At 40.7% G+C, this 23,052-nt stretch carries 24 protein-coding genes; 18 read left to right on the forward strand and 6 right to left on the reverse strand.

What is annotated here, in order from left to right; genetic code table 11:
• The first annotated feature begins 206 nt into the window (after positions 1-206).
• From BrL25_RS15840 to BrL25_RS15880, 9 genes are all read left to right on the forward strand, one after another.
• Positions 207-671, forward strand: a complete 465-nt coding sequence (locus tag BrL25_RS15840) for a DUF1284 domain-containing protein (RefSeq protein ID WP_018671361.1) — start codon at positions 207-209, stop codon at positions 669-671.
• A 124-nt stretch (positions 672-795) separates the two neighbouring features.
• Entirely contained in the window at positions 796-1,110 is a 315-nt protein-coding gene (locus BrL25_RS15845) for a hypothetical protein (protein WP_099327268.1), read from the forward strand.
• 106 nt (positions 1,111-1,216) lie between these two features.
• Complete coding sequence (locus BrL25_RS15850; RefSeq protein ID WP_018671359.1) at positions 1,217-1,744, forward strand: ACT domain-containing protein; 528 nt, start codon at positions 1,217-1,219, stop codon at positions 1,742-1,744.
• A 561-nt stretch (positions 1,745-2,305) separates the two neighbouring features.
• The gene (gene coxB, locus BrL25_RS15855; protein ID WP_018671358.1) at positions 2,306-3,325 is read left to right on the forward strand and encodes a cytochrome c oxidase subunit II; all 1,020 of its coding nucleotides are present in this window, start codon (positions 2,306-2,308) and stop codon (positions 3,323-3,325) included.
• A gap of 36 nt (positions 3,326-3,361) precedes the next feature.
• On the forward strand, positions 3,362-5,209 hold the full coding sequence (ctaD, locus tag BrL25_RS15860) for a cytochrome c oxidase subunit I (RefSeq protein ID WP_018671357.1): 1,848 nt from the start codon (positions 3,362-3,364) through the stop codon (positions 5,207-5,209).
• Positions 5,209-5,835 carry a cytochrome (ubi)quinol oxidase subunit III gene (locus tag BrL25_RS15865; protein ID WP_018671356.1) on the forward strand — a complete coding sequence of 209 codons (627 nt, stop codon included), beginning with the start codon at positions 5,209-5,211 and terminating at the stop codon, positions 5,833-5,835. Before ctaD ends, BrL25_RS15865 begins: the two co-directional genes overlap by 1 nt.
• A gap of 1 nt (position 5,836) precedes the next feature.
• Positions 5,837-6,151: a cytochrome C oxidase subunit IV family protein gene (locus BrL25_RS15870; protein WP_018671355.1), complete on the forward strand. Its 315-nt coding sequence runs from the start codon at positions 5,837-5,839 to the stop codon at positions 6,149-6,151.
• 316 nt (positions 6,152-6,467) lie between these two features.
• Entirely contained in the window at positions 6,468-7,373 is a 906-nt protein-coding gene (locus BrL25_RS15875; RefSeq protein WP_018671354.1) for a cytochrome c oxidase assembly protein, read from the forward strand.
• Positions 7,374-7,406: 33 nt separating this feature from the next.
• On the forward strand, positions 7,407-7,865 hold the full coding sequence (locus tag BrL25_RS15880; protein ID WP_018671353.1) for a DUF420 domain-containing protein: 459 nt from the start codon (positions 7,407-7,409) through the stop codon (positions 7,863-7,865).
• Between the two features lie 161 nt (positions 7,866-8,026).
• Here BrL25_RS15880 and gerQ read toward each other — a convergent pair whose 3' ends face one another.
• The gene (gene gerQ, locus BrL25_RS15885; RefSeq protein WP_018671352.1) at positions 8,027-8,500 is read right to left on the reverse strand and encodes a spore coat protein GerQ; all 474 of its coding nucleotides are present in this window, start codon (positions 8,498-8,500) and stop codon (positions 8,027-8,029) included.
• Between the two features lie 18 nt (positions 8,501-8,518).
• A complete protein-coding gene (locus tag BrL25_RS15890; protein ID WP_018671351.1) occupies positions 8,519-8,941 on the reverse strand; it encodes a cell wall hydrolase in 423 nt (140 codons plus the stop codon).
• A gap of 183 nt (positions 8,942-9,124) precedes the next feature.
• On the opposite strand from BrL25_RS15890, the gene BrL25_RS15895 reads away from it, so the two are divergent.
• Entirely contained in the window at positions 9,125-10,534 is a 1,410-nt protein-coding gene (locus tag BrL25_RS15895) for an amino acid permease (protein WP_018671350.1), read from the forward strand.
• A gap of 256 nt (positions 10,535-10,790) precedes the next feature.
• Entirely contained in the window at positions 10,791-11,915 is a 1,125-nt protein-coding gene (gene ald / locus BrL25_RS15900; RefSeq protein ID WP_018671349.1) for an alanine dehydrogenase, read from the forward strand.
• Positions 11,916-12,104: 189 nt separating this feature from the next.
• Here the strand turns inward: ald and BrL25_RS15905 are convergent, their stop codons facing one another.
• Positions 12,105-12,680: a YqaA family protein gene (locus BrL25_RS15905; protein WP_018671348.1), complete on the reverse strand. Its 576-nt coding sequence runs from the start codon at positions 12,678-12,680 to the stop codon at positions 12,105-12,107.
• 253 nt (positions 12,681-12,933) lie between these two features.
• On the opposite strand from BrL25_RS15905, the gene BrL25_RS15910 reads away from it, so the two are divergent.
• The 7 genes from BrL25_RS15910 to BrL25_RS15940 all read left to right on the forward strand — a co-directional run bounded on the left by BrL25_RS15910 (position 12,934) and on the right by BrL25_RS15940 (position 19,327).
• Positions 12,934-13,152: a hypothetical protein gene (locus tag BrL25_RS15910; protein WP_018671347.1), complete on the forward strand. Its 219-nt coding sequence runs from the start codon at positions 12,934-12,936 to the stop codon at positions 13,150-13,152.
• Positions 13,153-13,234: 82 nt separating this feature from the next.
• The gene (gene mqnC / locus BrL25_RS15915) at positions 13,235-14,341 is read left to right on the forward strand and encodes a cyclic dehypoxanthinyl futalosine synthase (RefSeq protein WP_018671346.1); all 1,107 of its coding nucleotides are present in this window, start codon (positions 13,235-13,237) and stop codon (positions 14,339-14,341) included.
• Positions 14,342-14,703: 362 nt separating this feature from the next.
• Entirely contained in the window at positions 14,704-15,576 is an 873-nt protein-coding gene (locus BrL25_RS15920; protein ID WP_018671345.1) for a hypothetical protein, read from the forward strand.
• A 79-nt stretch (positions 15,577-15,655) separates the two neighbouring features.
• A complete protein-coding gene (locus BrL25_RS15925) occupies positions 15,656-17,536 on the forward strand; it encodes an FAD-dependent oxidoreductase (protein WP_018671344.1) in 1,881 nt (626 codons plus the stop codon).
• 129 nt (positions 17,537-17,665) lie between these two features.
• Complete coding sequence (locus BrL25_RS15930; RefSeq protein ID WP_018671343.1) at positions 17,666-18,103, forward strand: hypothetical protein; 438 nt, start codon at positions 17,666-17,668, stop codon at positions 18,101-18,103.
• Positions 18,090-19,070, forward strand: a complete 981-nt coding sequence (locus BrL25_RS15935) for a polyprenyl synthetase family protein (RefSeq protein ID WP_018671342.1) — start codon at positions 18,090-18,092, stop codon at positions 19,068-19,070. Before BrL25_RS15930 ends, BrL25_RS15935 begins: the two co-directional genes overlap by 14 nt.
• Positions 19,067-19,327, forward strand: a complete 261-nt coding sequence (locus tag BrL25_RS15940; RefSeq protein ID WP_018671341.1) for a hypothetical protein — start codon at positions 19,067-19,069, stop codon at positions 19,325-19,327. Before BrL25_RS15935 ends, BrL25_RS15940 begins: the two co-directional genes overlap by 4 nt.
• A gap of 104 nt (positions 19,328-19,431) precedes the next feature.
• Here BrL25_RS15940 and BrL25_RS15945 read toward each other — a convergent pair whose 3' ends face one another.
• The 3 genes from BrL25_RS15945 to BrL25_RS15955 are packed head-to-tail and all read right to left on the reverse strand — an operon-like array spanning position 19,432 to position 23,034.
• Positions 19,432-20,304, reverse strand: coding sequence for a UbiA-like polyprenyltransferase (locus BrL25_RS15945; protein ID WP_018671340.1), 873 nt, complete (start codon positions 20,302-20,304; stop codon positions 19,432-19,434).
• The gene (locus BrL25_RS15950) at positions 20,279-21,733 is read right to left on the reverse strand and encodes a menaquinone biosynthesis decarboxylase (protein WP_018671339.1); all 1,455 of its coding nucleotides are present in this window, start codon (positions 21,731-21,733) and stop codon (positions 20,279-20,281) included. Before BrL25_RS15950 ends, BrL25_RS15945 begins: the two co-directional genes overlap by 26 nt.
• A 26-nt stretch (positions 21,734-21,759) precedes the next feature.
• Positions 21,760-23,034, reverse strand: coding sequence for an aspartate aminotransferase family protein (locus BrL25_RS15955; protein WP_018671338.1), 1,275 nt, complete (start codon positions 23,032-23,034; stop codon positions 21,760-21,762).
• Positions 23,035-23,052: the final 18 nt, after the last annotated feature.

Genomic DNA, 23,052 nt, shown 5'->3' on the forward strand with positions numbered 1-23,052 from the left:
TTTGTTCAAAAATATGAAGAGATGCTATTATTAACTCAAGGATCTTTGTTAAGATGTTTTTTCATAGACAAAGTTCACTTACTACCCAATCCAAATATATACCCTGTTCGAGCAGCTTGCTTGGATAGGGTATTTTTTTATTCGTTTTTTGGATGTGGTTTTTTGAGATTACATGCTATAGTCGAAATGATAAGGGAGGTGGTTGGGTGGTAATAGATCGAGATAACAAAAATGTTATTACATTACGCGGACATCATTTATTGTGTGTACATGGATTTAGGGGAATGGGATACAGCCCAGCCTTTGCGGTCAAAATGAAGGAGATTGTTGAAAGAATTAGGGATAATCAAGATGACTTTTCTATTCGAGTGGTTCACGCTCTAGACGATACCTGTCAATATTGTCCGAATAAAGGTGAGGGGATTTGTGTAGCTGACCCAGCTTCAGAGGAGCATGTCCAGACAATGGATATGGCTGCTCTTGAACAACTTGGTCTCAAGCCAGACCATGTATACCGCAAGTCGGAGTTGGTTGAGCGGACAAAAAACATGGTGGAACCTTCTGATTTAGACCGAATTTGTGCAGGATGTTCTTGGTTATCTTACGGGATTTGCAAAAAAGGAATTGCGTTGCTAAAGGAAAACAAATATGTAGAGATAGATGCTATTTGATAGCTTGAGCTCATTTTCTAAGCTTTTTCTATTGTTTATTCGTTTTTATTAAGGATATGTATTGGAAGGTATGGAAAAGAGGGGAGAAGGGCATAAAGAAAGAAAAAAGCAGGTATAGGAAGGGATGAATTACTTGTCAACAACACCAGCTCCTGATAAAAAACCGTACTATTTATCCATTCACCCTCATTCAGTAAAGGGAGATATTATTGACAATCCTACAGATACGTCTTTTGATTATGAAGTATTAGCTACACCTGGCGAGATTAGGCAGCTTCAGGAGTTGTTTGAGATGGCCTACGACGAAGACCTAGGTGGGGAACCAGATGAATACGATGAAGCCCTTGATAAAATTTATCAACTCATTTACCACTTAGGTAGTTCAGATACTCGGAGTAGATTAGAGACCATTGGTATACATGGCGAAGACCAAAGATGACGTTGTGAATCTGTAAAAAATAGAGTTTTCCCTTCTATAAGCATTGCTTATTATCCTCCGACGATGTATATATATGATACATTGAAAGTATGAGAGGGGAAACAGTATGACAGACTACTCTGGGCTACGCTCATTGGTTACATTAGTGGAGCGTTTTGAGCCAAATATGGAACAAGTAACACTAACCATCATGACTGCAGACGACCGAGAAGAAATTGTTAATTTGTTACTTGCGGGATTGCGTGAAGTAAATCCAAATATGCAAATAAAAATGGAAAATAGTACAGGAGAATACGCAAGTCATGTTGCCCAGCTTGTAGTGGGGGCCAACAAGTATGTGTTCTCCAAGGATTATAGAGAAACCTATATAAGTGAGATTAATGTATACGCGTGCCGTATAACAGCGGATACCCATGGTGTTTTGGTGTATCACCATGATTACCCTGGTGTTATTCACGATGTTTCGCGTATTTTGGCGCAACATGAAATTAACATTTCCAAATTGAATGTCTCTCGTGAACAAAAGGGAAAATTGGCCTTACTGGTTTCGCTAACTGATGAGGAGATACCAGTTAGAGCAAATGAACAGATTGAAACATTGTCTAATGTTACGAAAGCGATTTCATTGCCGTAGCTTCAAAGGGAATCAAAAAAGCATGAAAAATGGCGAAAACGTGAACTAGAGCGGAAAACATTGGTTTTCCGCTCTTTGATAGCGCTTGCATAACGTGGTATGATTATTTTGTGAATCAATGAAAAAAATCACAAAGAAAAGAGTCACCAGAGTCAAAAGAGTTACATTTGTATGAACAATTTGTGAATTATTAACACTCTTTTCCTAAAACAGCCGGAAATTGTTTACAATGGATGTATCTGTTTTTAAAATTAGCTTTTGTCAGTCTAGCCTCAATTGATTGTTTATTTACAATTGCGGCAAAACGGCGCTACATATGAATGAGAAGGGGGCTATAATGGAACAGATAACGCAGTTGTAAAAGTTCTCATTTAGTAAGAAGAAAGATTTGTTATCATGATTTGTTCGCTTTACCAAATTTACATAATTTCTATTGCCTCTAGTGGTAAATACATGGAGCACATTCTAGATAACAAACATGATTGCATTAGTAGACTTAGTGTGATTACTATTAGTAAGTCTATTAAAGGTAAAAAGGAGAGAAAGTGAGGCTAGATCGCAATGATGAGACGATTGCAGCAAGTCGGGCGTATGCTTCCTATGTTAGTAATGGTAGCGCTTTTACTAACCGGTTGTGGCGACCCTTATCTGTCTGCTCTGCAGCCTAAAGGGACTGTAGCAGGCATGCAATATGACTTGATTAAGCTTAGTGTTATTATCATGTTAGGCGTCTTTACTGTGGTTGTCGTTATTTTTACCTATGTTTTGATCCGATACCGTAAACGTAAGGGAGATAACAGTATTCCAGAACAAATCGAAGGAAACCACAAGTTAGAAATTATTTGGACGGTTATCCCTTTTATTCTTTTGATTGTTCTTGCGATTCCGATGGTTTCGACAACATTTACATTGGCAAAGGACTATTCAAACGACAAGGATGCTATTCAAGTCAAAGTAACAGGTCACCAGTTCTGGTGGGAGTTTGAATATCCTGATTTAAAAATTAACACTGCTCAGGAATTATACATCCCTGTCAATAAAAAAGCGTATCTTTCTTTAGAAGCTGCTGATGTTATTCACTCCTTCTGGGTACCAGCACTAGGCGGTAAAAAAGATACTAACCCTGGTATGACTAACCATATGTGGCTAGAAAGTACAGTTGAAGGTACCTTCCAAGGGCGATGTGCGGAGCTCTGTGGTCCGTCCCATGCTTTGATGGACTTCAAAGTAAAGGTTGTATCACAAGAAGAGTTTGATAAATGGGTAGTAGAAATGACAAAAGGTAAAAATGCACCTGCTGAAAATAAAGCTTTTGCAGCTCAAGGGGAAGAAATTTTTAAACAAAGCTGTGTTTCCTGCCATGCCGTTGATGGTAATGGTGGTAAAATCGGTCCAGACTTAACTAATTTTGGTAATCGTCAAACCGTAGCAGGTGTGTTGCCTAATGATAAAAAACACGTTGCTGAATGGTTGAAAGATCCAGAATCAGTGAAGCCTGGTAACTTGATGCCTAACCTGAAGTTAAATGATGATCAGGTGGATGCTCTTGTTGAATACCTGTCCGGCTTGAAACGTCAATAATACCTGAATTTTGAATCTAAAAGAGGGGGCAAAACCGTGGCTCAACATGTTCGTCCAAGAAATAAGGGCTTGTGGGATTGGATCACAACCGTGGACCATAAAAAAATCGGCGTTCTGTATCTATTAGCCGGTGGATTCTTTTTCTTGCTTGGTGGACTTGAAGCATTGCTGATGCGTATTCAGCTCATGTACCCAAATAGTAAACTGTTCATTGGTTCCACGTTTAATGAATTGTTAACGATGCATGGTACCACTATGATCTTCCTAGCTGCCATGCCATTGCTTTTTGCTGTGATGAACGCAATCGTACCGTTACAAATCGGTGCGCGTGACGTAGCATTTCCATTTGTAAACTCACTAGGCTTCTGGCTGTTCTTCTTTGGTGGGTTGTTGCTTAACGTAAGTTGGTTCATGGGTGGTGCACCTGATGCAGGTTGGACAGCGTATGTACCATTATCTTCAAACACATATAGTCAAACTGCTGGGGTCAGCTTCTATGTACTCGGTTTGCAGATAGCTGGTTTGGGGACATTAATCGGGGGGATTAACTTCCTAGTTACAATCATTAACATGCGTGCACCAGGGATGACCTTTATGCGTATGCCGATGTTTACTTGGACAGCATTTATTACTTCTGCATTGATCTTATTCGCTTTCCCTGCGATCACCGTAGGCTTAGTTCTATTGATGTTTGACCGAATTTTCGGAGCACAGTTCTTTGAAGTAGCTGGCGGCGGTAACGTACTGCTGTGGCAACACTTGTTCTGGATCTTTGGTCACCCAGAGGTTTACATTTTGATTCTTCCAGCGTTTGGTATGATTTCTGACGTTATTAGTACGTTTGCCAAGAAACGTCTGTTTGGTTACTCCGCTATGGTATTTGCGACCATGGTTATCGGTTTCTTAGGCTTCATGGTGTGGGTGCACCATATGTTTACAGTAGGTTTGGGTCCGGTAGCTAACTCGCTCTTCTCGATTGCGACGATGCTGATTGCCGTTCCTACCGGTATTAAAATCTTTAACTGGCTGTTTACTCTATGGGGCGGTCAAATTCGCTTTACCACAGCTAACCTGTTCGCTACAGGCTTCATTCCAACGTTTACGATTGGTGGTATGACAGGGGTTATGCTTTCTGTAGCACCAGCTGACTATCAATATCAGGATTCTTACTTTGTAGTAGCTCACTTCCACTATGTTCTCGTTGGTGGTATGGTGCTGGGGCTGTTTGCAGCTTTCTACTACTGGTGGCCAAAAATGTTTGGTAAAATGCTCAATGAAGCAATTGGTAAATGGAATTTCTGGTTATTCTTTATCGGTTTCCATTTGACATTCTTCCCTCAGCATTTCCTTGGCTTGATGGGTATGCCACGTCGTGTATACACCTTCTTACCAGGTCAAGAATTGGAATTAGGGAACTTGATTTCCACTATTGGTGCAATCATTATGACTGTCGGTACCGTGTTGTTCATTGTTAACGTGATTTACACGAATGCGAAAGGTAAAAAAGCTGTGGCAGATCCATGGGATGGTCGCACGCTTGAGTGGTCAATTCCTTCTCCAGCACCTGAATATAACTTTGCTCAAACACCTCGTGTACGTGGTCTCGATGCTTTCTGGGTTGAGAAAATGGCAGGTAACAAAGCAATGACTCCGGCTGAACCACTAGGCCCGATTCATATGCCATCTCCATCTGTTTTACCGTTCCTGATGTCTGTAGGATTGTTTATTGCAGGATTTGGTTTTATTTATCACAAATATGTGTTGGTTTTCGTAGGAATGGGGCTGTTTTTACTTTGTATGTTTGCCCGTTCCATTAAGGATGACCATGGCTTCCATATCGAAGTAGAAGAGATCAAGGAAACAGAAAAAGGGGGTAGGCTGTAATGCAACACACGGATCATGGTGTTCTACCTGCTGAGCCTGAAAAGGCAACCCTTGAAGGCAGAAATAAAATACTTGGCTTTTGGCTTTTTCTAGGTGGAGAAATGGTATTGTTCGGTTCGTTATTTGCCACGTATTTGGCTCTGCGAGAACAATACGTATCAGGACCAGCTCCACATGAAATCTTTAAAATTGAACTGGTTGCAATGGCGACAATTTTACTATTAACCAGTTCCTTAACTAGTGTATTTGCTATCATCGGAATGCACCGCCATAACTTCAAAATGATGATGTTCTGGTTTGCTGTAACCGTTATACTCGGATTTGCGTTCTTAGGACTAGAGATTTACGAGTTTTATCACTACTATCATGAAGGTCATACGATGACTAGTAGTGCATATGGTTCGGCCTTCTATACATTGGTTGGATTCCATGGAGCGCACGTGGTGTTCGGGGTTACTTGGATAGCAACGTTGATGGCTTCTGCTATGAAAAAAGGGCTGACCGTGGTTAATGCACCGAAGTTCTATATTGCAAGCTTGTACTGGCACTTCGTTGACGTTGTATGGGTATTCATTTTCACAGTCGTGTACCTGATGGGTATCATGTCTGGACAAGGAGGAGCATAAGATGGATCAACATAATCATTCATCTCAACCTTCAAAACATTCCCATGCCCATAGCACTAGCATGAAACCACATATCGTTTCTTTTGTTTTGTCCATTGTATTAACAGCATTAGCGTTTGCAGCCGTTATCTACATGCCGGATAAAAAGGGTTTTGTTTATCCTTATATTCTCTTTTTAGGTACCGTGCAAGCTTTGGTGCAACTATACATTTGGATGCACTTAAAGGATAAAGGCCATCTATTTCCAGTGGTAGGAATTTTCACTGGGGCGTTTATCATGGTTACATGCGTTGTCATGGCGCTGTATTGGGTATAAAGGGTAAGGGAAAAGGTCCAGCTTTGATTATACAAAGGTGAAGACTAAGCCCCGAACCTGATTAAAGCGGGCTACTTCAGTAGCTCGCTTTTTTTCGCAGAAGATAGCTTCTGTTTTTTCAAGACTGAGAAATTGGCTTGTTTTAGTACTTTTATAGAAATTATGGCAAACAGGTGAACAGGGAGAGTGCATTCCCATTCTTGCTTCATAAAAAGCATGTTGGTCGCTAGCTTGTCTTAGGTCGGTTCAGTATAATATACATGTATGTTTCCACTTATCAGAAAATAGCTACCTTCCGCATGAGAGGGGGATACGGATGGGTACCCATGAACAACATTTACTTTTACATGGCTATCAACCGAAGTTTGCGGAGTTATGGAATCCTGAATTTTTAGCTTTTGTTGTATTACTTGGTGTGGCATATTTCTTGTTAATTGGTCCATGGCGTAAGCGTTTTGTTAATGCAGAATCTGTCTCAGTAGGAAAGCAAATTACATTTATAACTGCTCTTCTTACTTTATATGTAGCTATGGGGAGTCCACTCTACTTTTACGGGCATGTGTCGTTTACCTTGCATATGACCCAGCAATCCTTGTTATTAATGATTTTCCCACCACTTTTTGTGCTGGGCTTACCAGCATGGTTTTTACGAGCAATCCTAGAACCAGCTGCTGTAAGAAAATGGTTTGATCATCTAACAAAACCGTTGATTTCCTTATTTATGTTTAATTTATTTTTTTCTGTTTATCATATTCCGCTTGTACTCGATTTCGTGATGCAGTACCATGGAGTTCATATTGCTTACAAGCTATTGTTATTAGTTACAGCCTTCATGATATGGTGGCATATTATCTGTCCAATTCCAGAGTTGCAACGGATTAAAAACGTCAAGCTAATGGGGTATATCTTTGCAGCAGGTGTGCTGATGACACCAGCCTGTGCATTAATCATTTTTGCTTCCCAATTGGTATATGAATCTTATAGCTATGGACCTCAATTGTTTGCCATCCTGCCGATACTCGATGATCAGCAATTGGGTGGTGTCGTGATGAAGATGGTACAGGAAACAGCATATGGGGTTGGGCTATGGCATGTTTTTTCTAAATGGTACCGTGAGGAGAATCCGACGACGGGTATTGATGAAATTGATCCGCTCGAATCCTTTGAACCCATGGAACAGCGAAAAGAACTCACTATCGTTCCCACTAGTGGACGATTATAAAATTTCTAAAAAAGTATAAGAGGAAGTGATCGAGTGCTAACGTTGTTGCCTGCACTTAGTACAAGTTTTATTGCCATCAGTGCAATCCTTGTAGCAATCGGTTGGGTTCAAGTAGCCAAACGTAATTTTGAGGCTCATAAGAAAACGATGATTGTTGCATCCGTGTTTGCCTTAGCATTTTTCATTATTTATATGTCTCGAACGATTTTCGTGGGAAATATGAATTTTGGTGGACCGGATGAATTGCGCTTATACTACCAAATCTTTTTGATATTCCATATCACCTTGGCTACCACAGCAGCTGTTTTTGGATTAGTAACGCTATATTTAGGTTTTACCAAGCAATTTGCTAAGCACCGCAAGTGGGGACCAGTCACTTCTATCATCTGGTTCGGCACAGCGATTACTGGTATAGCTGTCTATTTCTTATTGTTTGTCATTTATCCAGGTGGAGAGACGTCTAGTTTACTCCGAACAATTTTGGGCTTCTAAGTAAGGAATAACATACACATCCAAAAAGTAAGCAATAAGCCTCCAAATTCACTTTCTAGTGTACTTGGAGGCTTATTTGGTATGTTTGTTCCGCTAAGCATGATGTGGAACTAGATAGTATGGTACATCGACGAGTTGTCTCTCTTTGTAATAGCTAATAGCTAGCGGGTACGAGCAAATGGATTAACTGGTGGAATGTAGTTAATTTCTTCATCAAAGGTAACATAATTGAGGTTTAGTGTCAGAAGCAAATAGCGCATACCTGTTTGAGGGTCGCTGATGATGATATGATCTCGACCAGCGGTTTCTATGACCCCACGGAAAATTTTAGCATTCCATTCGCTGTTGTTTTCATAGGTCATATAGAAGGTACGGACTTTTCCTCGATTGAAACGTAAAATATTTTCTACGTAGGATTCTTCGACCACAGGAAGGGGACCACCTGGAATCATGCTACCATTGGCATTCGGAGGCACGACTTGCTGGGGTTGTTGCTGGAATTGTTGTGCGGGACTTACCTGTGTGGTGGGTGCCTGCTGCTGTGGAGTAGGGTAATATGGATACATGTAGCATTGTGGATAGGCTGGAGTGCCGCAGGGCTCGCATCCTTGCTGAGCGTAGGTATTATAATACATCTGATTTTTCTCTCCTCTTTAATAAACGTCAGGGCAATCTTGTGCGGTTGGTGCAAAAAAACAATGTGCTTTAAAACGCCCGGTGTTTCGCTGGTTAAACCATGTAGGAGGGCAGCTTCCTTGAGGTCTAAAGAACCATAATCCATTACTTGCTGGATGTGTTCTCTCCCCATTTATTGAGCGCTTTGCTAAACGTTTTTCTGATTCTCTAGCTTTTTGATAGAAATACGGTTTGTGAACGGATTCGTAACCTCCGGGACTTTGGTATACCATTTGAGGGATGGATCGTATGTTTTTAAAATCTAAGCAGTTGGCAAGAACGCGGTTTACAGAAACATTGCCAACCATTAACATTCCAAGATTCCCTTCTCCCTCAGCTTCTGCTCGCAGCAGCCTAGCCAGCATGTCAAGTTCTCTGGAGTTGTACTTAATAACGGCCATTCATTCACCTCCCCATCTTCTCTTCTATCTCAATATATTGTGTTCTCACAGATAGGTGATTGTACGTTATAAAAAAACGGTTTTTTGCATTTTTAAGAAAAATCTATAAATAGAACAAAATGAATATTGTGTGGTAGGATACTTATGTGAAGGAAACAAGCTTATCAATCAAGGGGGGGCAATATGAGCAATCTTTTGAGAAAAAAATCAGTTACTGACTTGCTGCAACAGGGTCAAAAAAAATCAATAAACAAAACACTAACATCCTTTGACCTTTCATTACTAGGAATTGGAGCAGTACTTGGAACAGGTGTAATGGTACTTACAGGTATTGTAGCAGCTAGAGATGCTGGTCCTGCTGTTATTCTTTCGTTTATGATCGCTGCACTTGTTTGTGGTTTTGCAGCATTTTGTTATTCAGAATTTGCTTCCACCATCCCGGTTTCTGGAAGCGCTTACACCTATACGTATGCAACACTAGGTGAATTTGTAGCGCATCTGATGGGATGGACACTATTATCCGTCTATTTTCTTACCACTTCAGCTGTAGCTGTTGGGTGGTCTGCTTATTTTAATAACCTGCTAACTGGTTTTGGCTGGGGTTTACCTGAACAGTTGGTCAGTACGCCAATGAGTGGCGGAATCATTAATCTCCCTGCGGTTATCATTGTATTACTAATTACTTTTGTATTGTCTCGTGGAACAAGAGAAAGTAAGAAGTTTAACAACTTCATGGTATTAGTAAAGCTAATTGTTATCTTACTGTTTATTGCTGTAGGTGTATTTTATGTGAAACCTGAAAATTGGAGTCCATTCATGCCATATGGCGTTGAAGGAGTTTTTGCTGGGGCAGCAGCTGTATTCTTTGCGTTCTTAGGCTTTGATGCAGTATCAACCTCTGCTGAAGAATGTAAGAACCCGCAAAAGGCACTGCCTGTGGGGATTATCTCATCACTTGTCGTTTGTACGATTCTTTATATTATTGTTTGTCTTATTATGACAGGTATCACCTCCTATGAGAATTTAAATGTACCTGAAGCAATGGCATTTGTCTTGGAGCTTGTAGGTCAGGATACTATAGCGGGAATCGTTGCGATAGGAGCAGTTATTGGTATTATGGCAGTAATTTTTGCCTATGTATTTGCTGGTACTCGTGTTATCTTTGCAATGAGTCGTGATGGTTTGCTTCCAAAACGATTCTCACGTGTTGATAAAGCGGAAACACCTGTATTTTCCACATGGCTAACAGGTATTATCAGCGGGGGAATTGCTGGATTTGTAGAAATTAAGGAACTATCTAATTTAGCAAATATCGGTGCATTACTTACGTTTGCAATGGTTGCGTTATCAGTTATCGTACTTCGTAAAACTCACCCGAATTTAGAGCGTGGCTTTAAGGTTCCATTAGTTCCGTTTCTACCTATCTTAACAATGGTTTTCTGTGGGTTCCTTATTTTTAACCTACCGGCAACAACTTGGATGTACTTTGCAATCTGGATTGCCATCGGAACAGTTGTCTATTTTGGTTACTCCAAGAAGCATAGCATTTTGGAGAGCATGGGACCTTCTGATGGATCTAAGAAGAGAAGGTAATTGGTAGGTAAAATTATATGTTGCTTTCATCTAGTAAGAAAGAGTCACCAGTAGGGATAGCTGGTGATTCTTTCTTTTTATATACTTCAAAACTATCAAACAACTTAGGCGAATGTGAATTTATAGATTTTTTGTAAGCGCTTTCATTTTCAAATCGTACATGTTACAATCAATGCGTGGATAAAGCTTCTACTTTGTAATAATCATCAGAACTGTTTGACACTATTAATGTTTAAGTTACTGAGGAGGTCGAAACATGCGCATCGGTATTCCAAAGGAAATTAAAAACAACGAAAATCGAGTAGCTATGACACCAGCAGGAGCAATGAATTTGGTGAAGAATGGACATGAGATCTTCATCGAGACATTGGCAGGACTTGGCTCTGGTTTTACTGATGAACAATTTGTAGCAGCTGGGGCTAAAATCGTCCAGACTGCACAAGAAGCTTGGGGAATGGAGATGGTAATGAAAGTTAAGGAACCATTGCCTTCCGAATATCAATATTTCCGTGAAGGACTTATTCTATTCACATACTTACATTTAGCTCCAGAACCAGAATTAACGAAAGCGTTAGTTGATAATAAAGTTATAGGGATTGCTTATGAAACCGTTCAACTGAGCAATGGCTCACTACCTCTCTTGACACCTATGTCAGAAGTTGCTGGTCGCATGTCTACACAAATTGGTGCTCAGTTCCTTGAAAAACAGGAAGGCGGTAAAGGTATCCTTCTCGGCGGTGTGCCAGGGGTACAACGTGGTAAAGTTACCATTGTTGGTGGGGGAGTAGCAGGTACTAATGCGGCGAAGATGGCGGTAGGTCTAGGTGCCGATGTTACCATTATTGACTTGAACCCTGATCGCTTACGCCAAATAGAAGATATTTTTGGTCATAGCGTAAAAACATTGATGTCTAATCCGTTTAATATTGCACATGCTGTACAGGAATCTGACCTAGTTATTGGTGCTGTTCTAATTCCAGGAGCAAAGGCACCAAAATTGGTTACCGAAGAAATGGTTACATCCATGCAACCAGGTTCCGTTCTAGTTGATATAGCAATTGACCAAGGCGGTATTTTTGAAACAACAGATCGTATTACTACTCATGATAACCCAACCTATGAGAAACATGGTGTTGTACATTATGCGGTAGCTAATATGCCTGGTGCGGTTCCACGTACATCTACATTTGCTTTGACAAACGTGACGGTTCCATATGCAGTACAAATCGCAAATAAAGGCTACCAAAAGGCATGCTTAGATAACCCTGCATTGCTAAAAGGTGTAAATACACTGAATGGGCATGTGACATATCAGGCGGTTGCACAAGCATTGGGCTATGAGTCTGTAGATGCGAAGGAATTGCTAGAAAATCAAAGCTAAAAGCATAGAGTGACAAAAAAAGGGCTATCCAATATCTAAGAAGATGGATAGCCCTTTTTCTGTTGTGACACTCAAAGTCCGAGAGATTGTTATTCTACTGTCGTAGTTTTAACAGACAAGCAATCTAGACCATGGGGTTCTACTTCGTAATATGTAGGAGCTCAATGGTCTAGATAGTGATCTGAGCGTTTACTTTTTAGTAGCACGTCGTTTTCTTACTTGCATGAAGATAAGCCAACCTACGCCAAGTAGAACAGCTACAAGCAAAAGAGTAACATCCATATACTCATCAATTAGCATTTTTGCTTGTTGCCCATATAGATGGAAGATAAGACCGATGAGAAAAAATTTAAAACCTCGACCAATAACGGCATAAACCATTAGTTTTTTGAAAGAGAAGCCGAGTACACCAGATAGGATGGTGAATACTTTAAAGGGAATAGGCGTAAACGAGCCGATGATAATGGCAGCATCACCGTTTTTGGTCATTTGTTCTGTTGCTAGACCGATCCATTTTTCCGGGACGATTTTGTTCATCAGCGGTTTACCAAACAGTTTTCCCAGAATAAATCCACAAGGTGCTCCAAGTAGAGAACCAATGAAAGCAAAGAGAGCATATTCAATAGCAAGTGAAGGCTCCAATAAACTCATTGCAATCTGTAAAAAGAAGGGGGGGAACGGCAAGATGATTGAATCTAGAAAGGAGAGTGTAAATAGTCCCCACGCTCCGTATTGCTGAAAAATTTCATTGATTTGGTCAAGCATCGTAGTCTCCTTTATGTATAAAGTCGATTCTTTTTTGTAGTCAAGGATCGGACAAAATTTGTACTTAATTAGATGTATGGTCATCCAGTCTAGGATATGACAAGTCTGACCAATATTATAGCATGCTACAAGGTTATACGAACACTTGGATAAAAAGGATTCAGTTTTTTCTCATTCTACATAGATAGTTGACGTTCTCAAACTTCTCTACTACTATTAAGATAAAAATTTTGAGAATTCAGAGGGATTGTATATGAAAGATATTGGTTCTGGAGTCATAACCTTTTATTCACCAGATGGAAAGCGTCAAGACCTTAAAGGAGAGATTGTAGTACGAGGCGATCGTGTCTCCGTAACTGAAATCATTCGCTTCAATGGTCAGCCAAATGGTGCCCGTGAAATTAATCTACCGTTAGCAAACTGTGTCATTTATTGGGAACCGGAAGTTTATGAAGAGATTGGCTATGAATAGCACTATACTTCTAGCATAGGCAGGAATTTGATTTTATGATAGGATGAAAGGTGGAATATGCACAGGATAGGAGGAATTCCTCTTGATTGATCATATATTGGACAAAGCTCTTCGTGGCGAGCGACTTCAATTAGAGGATGGTTTAGCCCTTTTTGCTTCTGATGAAATTGAGAAAATAGGTCATGCAGCGAATCAGATCATGCAAAAGTGGCATCCTGAACCGATCACGACCTTTGTCATCGGACGGAATATTAACTATTCCAATGTCTGTGATACCTATTGCCGTTTTTGCGCCTTTTATCGCCCGCCTGGTTCGAAGGAAGGCTATGTTCTTCCAAAAGAAACAATTTTCGAAAAGATTCAAGAAACAGTTGATGTGGGTGGAACAGAAATTTTAATGCAGGGTGGTACGAATCCTGATTTGAAACTGTCCTATTTTACGGATTTGTTACACGAGATTAAACAGCGCTTTCCTTCCATCACGATGCACTCTTTATCTACAGCGGAAGTGGCTAAAATGGCTGAGGTTTCCGATGTTTCAATTGAAGAGGCATTGAGACAGCTAAAAGAAGCGGGGCTAGATTCTTTGCCAGGAGCAGGTGGAGAAATTCTGGATAATCGGACACGTAAAAAGATTTCTCGTTTAAAAGGAACCTGGGAGCAGTGGGTGGATATCCAAAAAGCGGCCCACCGAGCAGGTCTGCCTGGCACGGCTACAATGGTTATCGGTTTTGGTGAAGAAATGGAAGAGCGAGTGTTGTCTTTGATGCGCATTCGTGATGCTCAAGATGAGACGAATGGATTTAAGGCTTTTATTGTTTGGACATTCCAACCTGATAATACCAACATGAAAGCTACGAAAAACACTCCAGAAGAGTACCTGAAAACATTGGCGATTAGCCGTTTGATGCTGGATAATATTCCTAACTTCCAATCCTCTTGGGTAACAATGGGACCTGAGATTGGTAAGCTATCCTTGTCTTATGGAGCCAATGATTTTGGTTCGACTATGATGGAAGAGAATGTTGTATCAGCAGCGAAATGTGCCTATAAGGTAAATACGAACAAAATCTTAGAATTAATTCGTGAAGCAGGAAAGATCCCAGCTCAGCGTAATACCGCCTATGAAACGCTACATGTGTTTCAGGAGGGGGAATGGGCACAGACGGATTTTGTTATGCAAAATTAATAAGTGTAGATGAATATAACGAAGCTGGTTATTGATGGTTAGTCGTCTACTTGATTGATAGAAAATGATAGAGAAAACCCGTCTTTTACAGGACGGGTTTTTTGTTTTGTATGAAGATTGTATGACATTTTAAAGCGTTTTCATGCTAGGAATATTCATATTTTTCATTCATTTATCTCGTAGATTAGAATAAACAAAATCGTTCTCCAGATTGTCAAAAAAAGCCCCGTTTTTTAACCTAATTTAACATAAAAATGGAAATAAAAGGTCTTGATTATTTAGTTAGGAATGTTAGAATGATGGCGTAATGATATTTGTGTTTTTTTTCACATGCGTGTGGAGAAAAAGGGAGGAGAAAGAAAATGAAAAAACTTTCACTTATGATGGCAAGTGTATTAGCGGTTTCTATGCTAGCAGGATGCGGTGCTGCTTCACAACCTGCTCCTGAAAAGAAAACAGAAACAGCTACCCCAGCTAATGCAACGGACAAAAAAATGGCGGATGGCGTGTATTATGCGCAACAAAAAAATGCTGATGCTGATTGGAACTCCGCTGTTGTCCTAGATGTAAAAGATGGAAAAATTACGAATGTGAACTGGACTGGGATCAGTAAGGATGCGGGACCGGATAAAAAAACATTTTCTAAAGATGGCAAATATGGCATGAAGGAAAAAGCAAAAGCCCAAGCTGAGTGGCATGAGCAAGCTGAAAAAGTAGAAAAATTCTTGATAGAAAAACAAGACCCAGCTGCTATTACAATGGATAACGAGGGCAAAACAGATGCAGTTTCCGGTGTATCTATTAAGGTGAATGATTTTGCTGCTTTGGTAACGGAAGCATTAGCTGCAGGTCCACAACAACCTGGTCCTTATAAAGACGGCGCATACCATGCAGAACAGCCAGAATTTGAAAAAGATTGGAAATATACTGCTGACTTTACTGTGTTAAACGGCAAAATTGTTGCTGCCAATTGGAATGCGATCAATGAAAAAGGTGAGGCAGACAAGAAAACGCAGTCTAAAGAAGGCAAGTATGGCATGAAAGAAAAAGCAAAAGCTCAGGCTGAATGGCATGAGCAAGCAGCAAAAGTAGAACAAGCCCTAATTGAAAAACAAGACCCAGCTGCTATTACAGTGGATAATGAGGGCAAAACAGATGCAGTTTCTGGCGTTTCCATTAAGGTGAACGATTTCGTGAAATTGGCTGAAGAGGCTCTAAAAGACGCGAAAAAGTAAGGTAATTATACAAAAGGGGATTGCCGTTGCAGGTAAACTCGTCAAAGGGTAATTATCTATGGAAATGAGAGGACATGTTATGAAAAAAATAATTGTACTAGGCGGAGGTTACGGTGGTGTTTTGACGGCGAAAAAGCTGGCAAACAAATTTAAAAAAGATACTGACGTACAAATCACATTAATAGACCGTAAGCCGTTCCATACTCTTCTAACCGAATTACATGAAGTAGCTGCTAATCGCGTAGAAGAGGACTCCATAAAAGTTGACTTGAAAAAGATTTTTGCAAAACGTAACGTGGATGTGGTGCTTGATGAAATTTCCACAATCGACTTTGCCAGCAAAAAATTAGTGTCCGAGAACAGCACCTACGAATATGATTACCTAGTAATGGGAACAGGCTGTAAGCCATCCTTCTTTGGAATCCCTGGTGCAGAAGAGAATGCGTTTTCCCTTTGGTCCTTTGAAGATGCTGTTAACCTACGTGAGCAAATTCGCAGTATGTTTATTAAAGCTTCAAAAGAAACCAACAAGCAAAAGCGTCAGGATATGTTGAGCTTTGTGGTAGTAGGTGCTGGTTTTACAGGAATTGAGATGGTAGGGGAATTGGCGGAATTCCGTGATGAATTGTGCAAAACCTACGCAATAGAGCCATCTGAAGTACAATTACACGTTGCTGATATGGCGCCAAAAATCTTACCCATTCTGCCTGATAAGCTAATTCAGAAGGCAGAGAGACATTTACATAAATTAAACATCAACATTATTACAAACAGTAAAATTACTGGTGTTTCCCCAGACGGAGTTGAATTGGGCGAGAGAGGATTGCTTCGTTCTAAAACAGTTGTCTGGACAGCAGGTGTAGAAGGTTCTGACCTATTAGAAAATGTTGAATTAGAACAAAAGGGTCGCAAGCGTATCGTGGTTAACGATAAGCTACAGAGCCCTGAGCATAACAATGTATATGTTGTAGGGGATAACATTTTCTTTATTCCAGAAGGTGAAGAGCGCCCTGTACCACAAATGGTTGAGAATGCTGAGCATTCAGCTCCAATCGTTGCCCATAACATCTATGTAGATGTGAAAGGTGGTACGCACAAGTCCTACAAGCCAACGTTCCATGGCTGTATGGTATGTATCGGTAGCCGCTATGGTGTAGCTAGTGTAGGTGTGCCAGGGAAAATGTTCTTAATGAGCGGTTTCATGGCGATGTTTGTTAAGCACTTTATCAACATGGTATATCTCGTTCAAATCTGTGGATTTAATAAAGTTTGGTCTTATCTCATGCATGAAATTTTCCATGTTAATAATAGACGCAGTTTCTTAGGTGGACATTTTAGCAAGAGATCACCTAATTTCTGGTTGGTACCTTTACGTGTTTTAGTCGGCTCTATGTGGTTGTCAGAGGGTTTAGCGAAAATGGACAAAGTGTTAAAGGACCCAACCAATATTTTCTTAATACCGCCATCTCCAAAAGCGGTTGACGGAATTACGTCTGCTTCACAAGCCGTACAAGATGTAGCGCAAACCGTAGACACATCTTCGGCAGCTTCAGCTGTTGCTACAGCGAAGGAAGCGGTACAAGCACTTCCAGTCCCTGGTTTTATTGATAGCATGGTAAAAGGTTCAATGGATATGTTCTTCTACAATGCAGATGGAAGCTATACAGCATTGGCCTCTGTGTTCCAAACGATGATGGTTTTTGCTGAAGTTATATTTGGTGTATTGTTGATCATCGGGCTATTTACAGCTGTCTCTTCCATCGCTACAGTTGGTATGGGTCTGATGATCTGGTCTTCCGGTATGGCTCCATATGAGATGCTTTGGTACCTTGGAGGAGGTATTGCTCTCATTGGTGGTTCTGGAAGCACATTGGGTCTGGACTACTATGTATTACCACAATTAAAAAAAGTGTGGAAAAAAATCCCGTTCGTCAAACGTTGGTATTTATACGTGGACTAATTGTATAACAAGATAGCTAGAACATGGAATGGGGGAATGTGCTGTGAATTGTACATTCCCCTTCTTTCCACATAAAGGCTATGAAATAGAAGTGTATAGAAAGAAGAGCGTGAGTAGGGGATGAGAGAGATGAATGGAATTCGGGAATCATTGCAGAAGCTAGAGAAGCAAATGTCACCACAAGCTTGTATCACGCTTGACGTAGATAGGCGGCTGTTGGAGGAGATGAGACATCTGCTTGATTCATTTGAGCTTTCATCTGCACGCAAAGAACATATATTTGGGTGCTATGTCCTGTTGCAGGCTGCTTTTCGTAAGCATAAAAAGCTGACATTCGAAAATCCTTTTTTGACAAAGGATATTTTAGATGGTGATTATCTGCAAAGCTTTTATTATGAATATGCATGTAAGCATGGAGAAAAGGAATTAGTGAATTTTTTGGCTCCTATTTTAAAGCAAATTCAAATTCGTTTAATCCAAGGAAAATCAATAGAACGTATTCTCTTTCAACGTATAGAAAAATTTCTGGCAAAAACAGACCAGCAGGTGACTTATGAAGTTAGCTGACCAGTTACACATTGACCTAGACATTATGGACAAAGAGATGTTACGCATTGTTCGTACGGATATGAGTTTACCGATGCTATCAACAATTGCTAGTAATATACGTCATATGATTTTAGCAGGGGGGAAACGACTACGCCCGATGATGGTAATGGTCGGTAGCCGATTTGGCAGAATGGCAGACCCGAAAAAAGTATTACAAATGGCGGCTGTAACAGAATTTATACATGTTGCTTCTTTAATACATGATGATGTGATTGATCAAGCGGATACTCGACGTGGAAAACCAACATTGCATGTGCTTACTGACATACCCACAGCTATCCATACGGCTAATTATATGATGGCGAGAGTGGCTGAGTTGTTGAGCAAAATGGAGGATGACAGAAATCCATATCGGGAAGAGATTACAGGTCTATTAACCTCGCGACTTTGTTTAGGTGAATATCAGCAGATGGCAAACCGGTTTAATTTTGATTTATCAATGGATACCTATTTAAGCAAAACGCGTAATAAAACAGCTGTATTGATGTCAACCTGTTTAGAAGTCGGAGCAAAGCTAGGACGTGCGACCCCAGAGGTAACGGCTAAATTGGCGCAATTCGGAGATTATTTGGGTATGGCCTTTCAGATTCGTGATGATGTGCTAGATTTTACAGGGACATCAGAAGCGCTAGGAAAGCCAGCAGGTAGCGATTTAGCTAACGGTAATATTACGTTACCAGTTATGTATGCGTTGCAGGATGAGCGTCTGAGCGTGTCCGTGCGCCAGATACATGAGTATTCTACACCCAGAGAAATTCAAAGTGTGGTGCAGCTAATTCGCAATAGCGATATTTTAGATAGAGCAGACCAACTAGCAGAGGAGTATTTGCAAAACGCGATGAAAATTGTCGAGGAATTAACTGAGTTTCCAGCACATAAGGATTTGGGTGTGCTTATTACGTATTTTGGGAAACGAAAAATGTGAAGACTAAAAATATAATTGAGCTACTATTAACGAATGTAGTTAATTTATTAGGTTGCGAGGTTCAGGTAACAATACGATTATCCATGGCTGATTCTTTTCTAGGTAATGTGAGGTTTGGTGGACTTCATTATTGCTGTGAATCATCTATGGTTTTTTTGTTGCTACTGACCATTAGATCAGGGAAAGTTGTTCGTGTTATAAAGCGATATTATCCTGAGGCTTTAAATAGAGAGGAGATAGGAGAGGTAGGGGAGTAGAGAACAGTTACAAGTAAAAACTCTCTGGGGATCAGTGAGTTTTTCTCTTTCCTACACGTACATTTGAAAAGAGTATCACAATTCCCCTGAGAGTTTTTGATAGATTAGCTCATTAAGAAGAAATCAACTAGGGTGCAGGTCAAAATAACCATACTAATCACTTGATTCAGCTTATAGGAGGCCACTTTCATTAAGCTTCGATTAGCAGGCTTGATAATTTTATGTTCTGCTAGAAGCAACACGGTTGAGATTGTTAATCCAACTAGGTAAACGAAGCCCAGATCCTGATAGAAATATAGGAATAACAGCAACAGAATCATGATGAAATGTAAGCCTCGTGCGATCCAAAGCGCCATTTGCAGTCCAAAATAACTGGGGATAGACCATAGTCCTTCCTTGCGATCAAATTCAATATCTTGTGTAGCATAAATGATGTCAAAGCCAGCAATCCATAGCATCACAATAGTTCCAAGTACAAATGGTACAAATGCAAACTCCCCGGTTACAGCAAACCAGGCTCCAATGGGAGCAGAAGCGATAGTAAAGCCTAAATACAAGTGGCTCAACCATGTAAAGCGTTTCGTATAAGAATAAGAAGAGATCAGCAAAATTGCTACTGGCGACAGGATCAGACACAACGGATTTAACATATAGGAAGCAAAAATAAAGACTGTATAGTTTATGATAATAAAAGCAACGACTTCTTTTTCATGTAACAAGCGTTGTGGTAGATGGCGATTGCTTGTTCGTGGATTTTTGCCATCAAATTCTCGATCCACGAGACGATTAAAGGCATTAGCACCATTACGAGCTGCTACTAATGCCACCAATGACCAGATTAGTACATGAGAGGAAGCAAGTCCCCCGGCTGCCCAAACCATTGCAATAATGGCAAAGGGGAGCGAGAACAATGTGTGGGAAAACATAACGAGTTCCCCGAACATGCGGGTTTTATGAAGGATCGTTTTCAAAACCATACTCCCTCCATTTCGCATCGACCATGCTCTTAACCTCATCAGACATCTCTATATCGTCGGGCCATTCACGTGTATGACCCTCACTTGGCCATTTCTTAGTAGCGTCGATACCAAGTCGGTGACCAAAGTAAGCGGTCGGAGAAGAGTGATCCAACGCATCCAGAGGGCCTTCGGTTATGACAAGGTCTCTTTTCGGATCAATATTGTTAAATACTTTCCACATTACTTTCGAAACGTCGTGAGGACTCACGTTTTCATCTACAATAATAATCATTTTGGTATACATCATCTGTCCCATGCCCCACAAACCATACATGACCTTTTGAGCGTGTTTCGGAAAGGCTTTTTTTATGGAAACAATGGCACAGTTATGGAACACTCCCTCAAATGGTAAATGCATATCTACGATTTCTGGTAGCATCAATTTCATTAGTGGCAAAAAAACACGCTCTGTAGCTTTTCCAATATAGCAATCTTCCATTGGTGGTTGACCTACAATTGTGGTGGGATAGATCGGCGACGTACGGCGTGTCACCTTCTCTACATGGAAGACTGGGTACATGTCAGCTAGCGAATAGTAGCCTGTGTGATCGCCAAAGGGACCTTCCAAACGCAATTCATCTAATTCCACATAGCCTTCCAAAATAAATTCAGCCTCAGCAGGAACATATAATTCATTTGTTACGCATTTCACAACCTCGATCGGTTTCTTACGTAGATAGCCAGCAAACAGCATTTCATCAATCATTTTTGGCAAAGGAGCCGTGGCAGAATAGATTAATGACGGGTCACCACCGAGTGCGACTGATACAGGCATGCGTTTATATCCTAATTTCCGATATTTTTCGTAGATTTCCTTACCGTCCTTGTGCATATGCCAATGCATGCCTGTCGTTTTTTTATCGTAAACTTGAAGACGGTACATCCCCATATTTTGTTGTCCTGTTTCAGGATCTTTGGTGATCACCAATGGCAGGGTAACGAATGGACCCGCATCCTTTGGCCAGCAATGCAGTACAGGAAGCTGTGTTAAATCAGGTTCTTCTATGACCTCCTGGCAGGGAGCAGATGCTACTTTTTTGGGAAAAATCTTGGATAGCTTGTATAGGTCTGGGGCCATTTTAAGCTGATTCCATAAGCCTTTATAATTCGCTAAATCCATAAAATTTTGCATTTCTTCTGCGACTTGATCGTAGTCTTGTACACCTAAAGCCATGCTCATGCGTTTATCTGTCCCCATGCTATTAATGAGCACTGGGTAAGGGGAATTTTTTACGTTGGTGAACAACAAAGCCTTACCATATTGTTTGGAAATACGATCAGTAATCTCCGTAATTTCTAAATAACTGTCCACTTCAATATCAATTGTGTGAAGTTCACCCTGATCCTGTAAGTCTTTCATAAACGCTCGTAAATTATCGTATGCCACAGTATGCTCCTCCTGCAAGTCGGATATTAGAGTAGTTGTTTGAAAGTGTCTGCTAGTGCCTCCAGCATGTTTGTTAGATCTTGCCAAGTGATGACGAGTGGGGGCTGGAAGGCGATTACGTTGCGATTAACACCATTCTTTCCAATGATAAAACCACGATCTTTCATTTCTTCTAAAATGGTATCAACAAGAGGAACTGCTTTCTTTGGCTCATTCGCATAAAGCTCCATACCGATCATCAAGCCAAGACCGCGCACATCCGAAATAGCTGGATAAATGGTCTGAAGCGAAAGCAATCCTTCTTTTAGCTGCTTACCGAGCTGTTCTGCACGAGCTGTTAGTTGTTCGCTCTCAATATAGGAGAGGACAGCGAGAGCCGTCATAGACGAAACAGGATTACCTCCAAGTGTAGAAGCAGAAGGGCGGTTATAATGTGTAGCAATTTCGTCAGTTGTAGCAAAAGCGGCAATTGGAACGCCATTACCTAATGCTTTTGCCATAGTCATGATATCTGGAACAATGCCGTAATGATCAATGGCAAACATTTTTCCTGTACGTCCAAACCCAGTCTGAATCTCATCTGCGATCAATAGGACATGATGCTGCTCTAATAGCTTCTTTGCCTCTTTGAAGTAAGAGAGCGGTGCAGGAACAATACCACCATTGCCTTGCATTGGTTCTACTATCATAGCAGCGATGCGATCGCCTTTTTCCTCAAGTACTTTTCGTAGGGCTGATAGGGAGCGTTCTACTGCTTCTTGTTCATTCAAGTCAGGGTCGTAAGGACGTGGAATGAAACTGACCCCTTCTTCTAAAAAGTTGTCAGAACGCCACATTGGAATGCCTGTTACGCTCATGGTCAAGAAGGTCCGACCATGTAAACCATATTCAAACGCGATAAATTCCTTTTTACCGGTAGCAAGACGAGCAAGTGTCAAGGCAGCTTCATTTGCTTCCGAACCACTATTTACAAAGAAGGTTCGTTTCAAATTTCCAGGCAGTATATCAGCCATTTTTTCAGCCAATTGCACATTTGGTTCTGTTAAATAGATTGTGCAAGTATGTTGCAGCGTTTCCAATTGCTTGATCGTTGCCGCTGTAATCGCTGGATTGCAATGCCCGCATGCTATTACGGACACGCCAGAGAAAAAGTCTGTATACGCTTTACCGGTGTTGTCATACAAATATTGCATATCACCTCGCACAAGCTGTGGAGGGTTTTTATAGAAATGAGCTGTGCACGGATAAAAATATTCTTTGCGCTTATCTAAAATGCCAGTTGGCCCTAAGTAAGAAGTCATATCTACCTTGCTCCTTTT

This window comes from Brevibacillus laterosporus DSM 25 (assembly GCF_002706795.1).
Lineage (GTDB): Bacteria > Bacillota > Bacilli > Brevibacillales > Brevibacillaceae > Brevibacillus_B > Brevibacillus_B laterosporus.

Bases quoted from the DNA above. Each gene is read 5' to 3' on its own strand.
- BrL25_RS15845 (WP_099327268.1), top strand. From the start codon at position 796: ATGAATTACTTGTCAACAACACCAGCTCCTGATAAAAAACCGTACTAT.
- BrL25_RS15850 (WP_018671359.1), top strand. From the start codon at position 1,217: ATGACAGACTACTCTGGGCTACGCTCATTGGTTACATTAGTGGAGCGT.
- coxB (WP_018671358.1), top strand. From the start codon at position 2,306: ATGATGAGACGATTGCAGCAAGTCGGGCGTATGCTTCCTATGTTAGTA.
- BrL25_RS15865 (WP_018671356.1), top strand. From the start codon at position 5,209: ATGCAACACACGGATCATGGTGTTCTACCTGCTGAGCCTGAAAAGGCA.
- BrL25_RS15870 (WP_018671355.1), top strand. From the start codon at position 5,837: ATGGATCAACATAATCATTCATCTCAACCTTCAAAACATTCCCATGCC.
- BrL25_RS15875 (WP_018671354.1), top strand. From the start codon at position 6,468: ATGGGTACCCATGAACAACATTTACTTTTACATGGCTATCAACCGAAG.
- gerQ (WP_018671352.1), bottom strand. From the start codon at position 8,500: ATGTATTATAATACCTACGCTCAGCAAGGATGCGAGCCCTGCGGCACT.
- BrL25_RS15890 (WP_018671351.1), bottom strand. From the start codon at position 8,941: ATGGCCGTTATTAAGTACAACTCCAGAGAACTTGACATGCTGGCTAGG.
- BrL25_RS15895 (WP_018671350.1), top strand. From the start codon at position 9,125: ATGAGCAATCTTTTGAGAAAAAAATCAGTTACTGACTTGCTGCAACAG.
- ald (WP_018671349.1), top strand. From the start codon at position 10,791: ATGCGCATCGGTATTCCAAAGGAAATTAAAAACAACGAAAATCGAGTA.
- BrL25_RS15905 (WP_018671348.1), bottom strand. From the start codon at position 12,680: ATGCTTGACCAAATCAATGAAATTTTTCAGCAATACGGAGCGTGGGGA.
- BrL25_RS15910 (WP_018671347.1), top strand. From the start codon at position 12,934: ATGAAAGATATTGGTTCTGGAGTCATAACCTTTTATTCACCAGATGGA.
- BrL25_RS15920 (WP_018671345.1), top strand. From the start codon at position 14,704: ATGAAAAAACTTTCACTTATGATGGCAAGTGTATTAGCGGTTTCTATG.
- BrL25_RS15925 (WP_018671344.1), top strand. From the start codon at position 15,656: ATGAAAAAAATAATTGTACTAGGCGGAGGTTACGGTGGTGTTTTGACG.
- BrL25_RS15930 (WP_018671343.1), top strand. From the start codon at position 17,666: ATGAATGGAATTCGGGAATCATTGCAGAAGCTAGAGAAGCAAATGTCA.
- BrL25_RS15935 (WP_018671342.1), top strand. From the start codon at position 18,090: ATGAAGTTAGCTGACCAGTTACACATTGACCTAGACATTATGGACAAA.
- BrL25_RS15945 (WP_018671340.1), bottom strand. From the start codon at position 20,304: ATGGTTTTGAAAACGATCCTTCATAAAACCCGCATGTTCGGGGAACTC.
- BrL25_RS15955 (WP_018671338.1), bottom strand. From the start codon at position 23,034: ATGACTTCTTACTTAGGGCCAACTGGCATTTTAGATAAGCGCAAAGAA.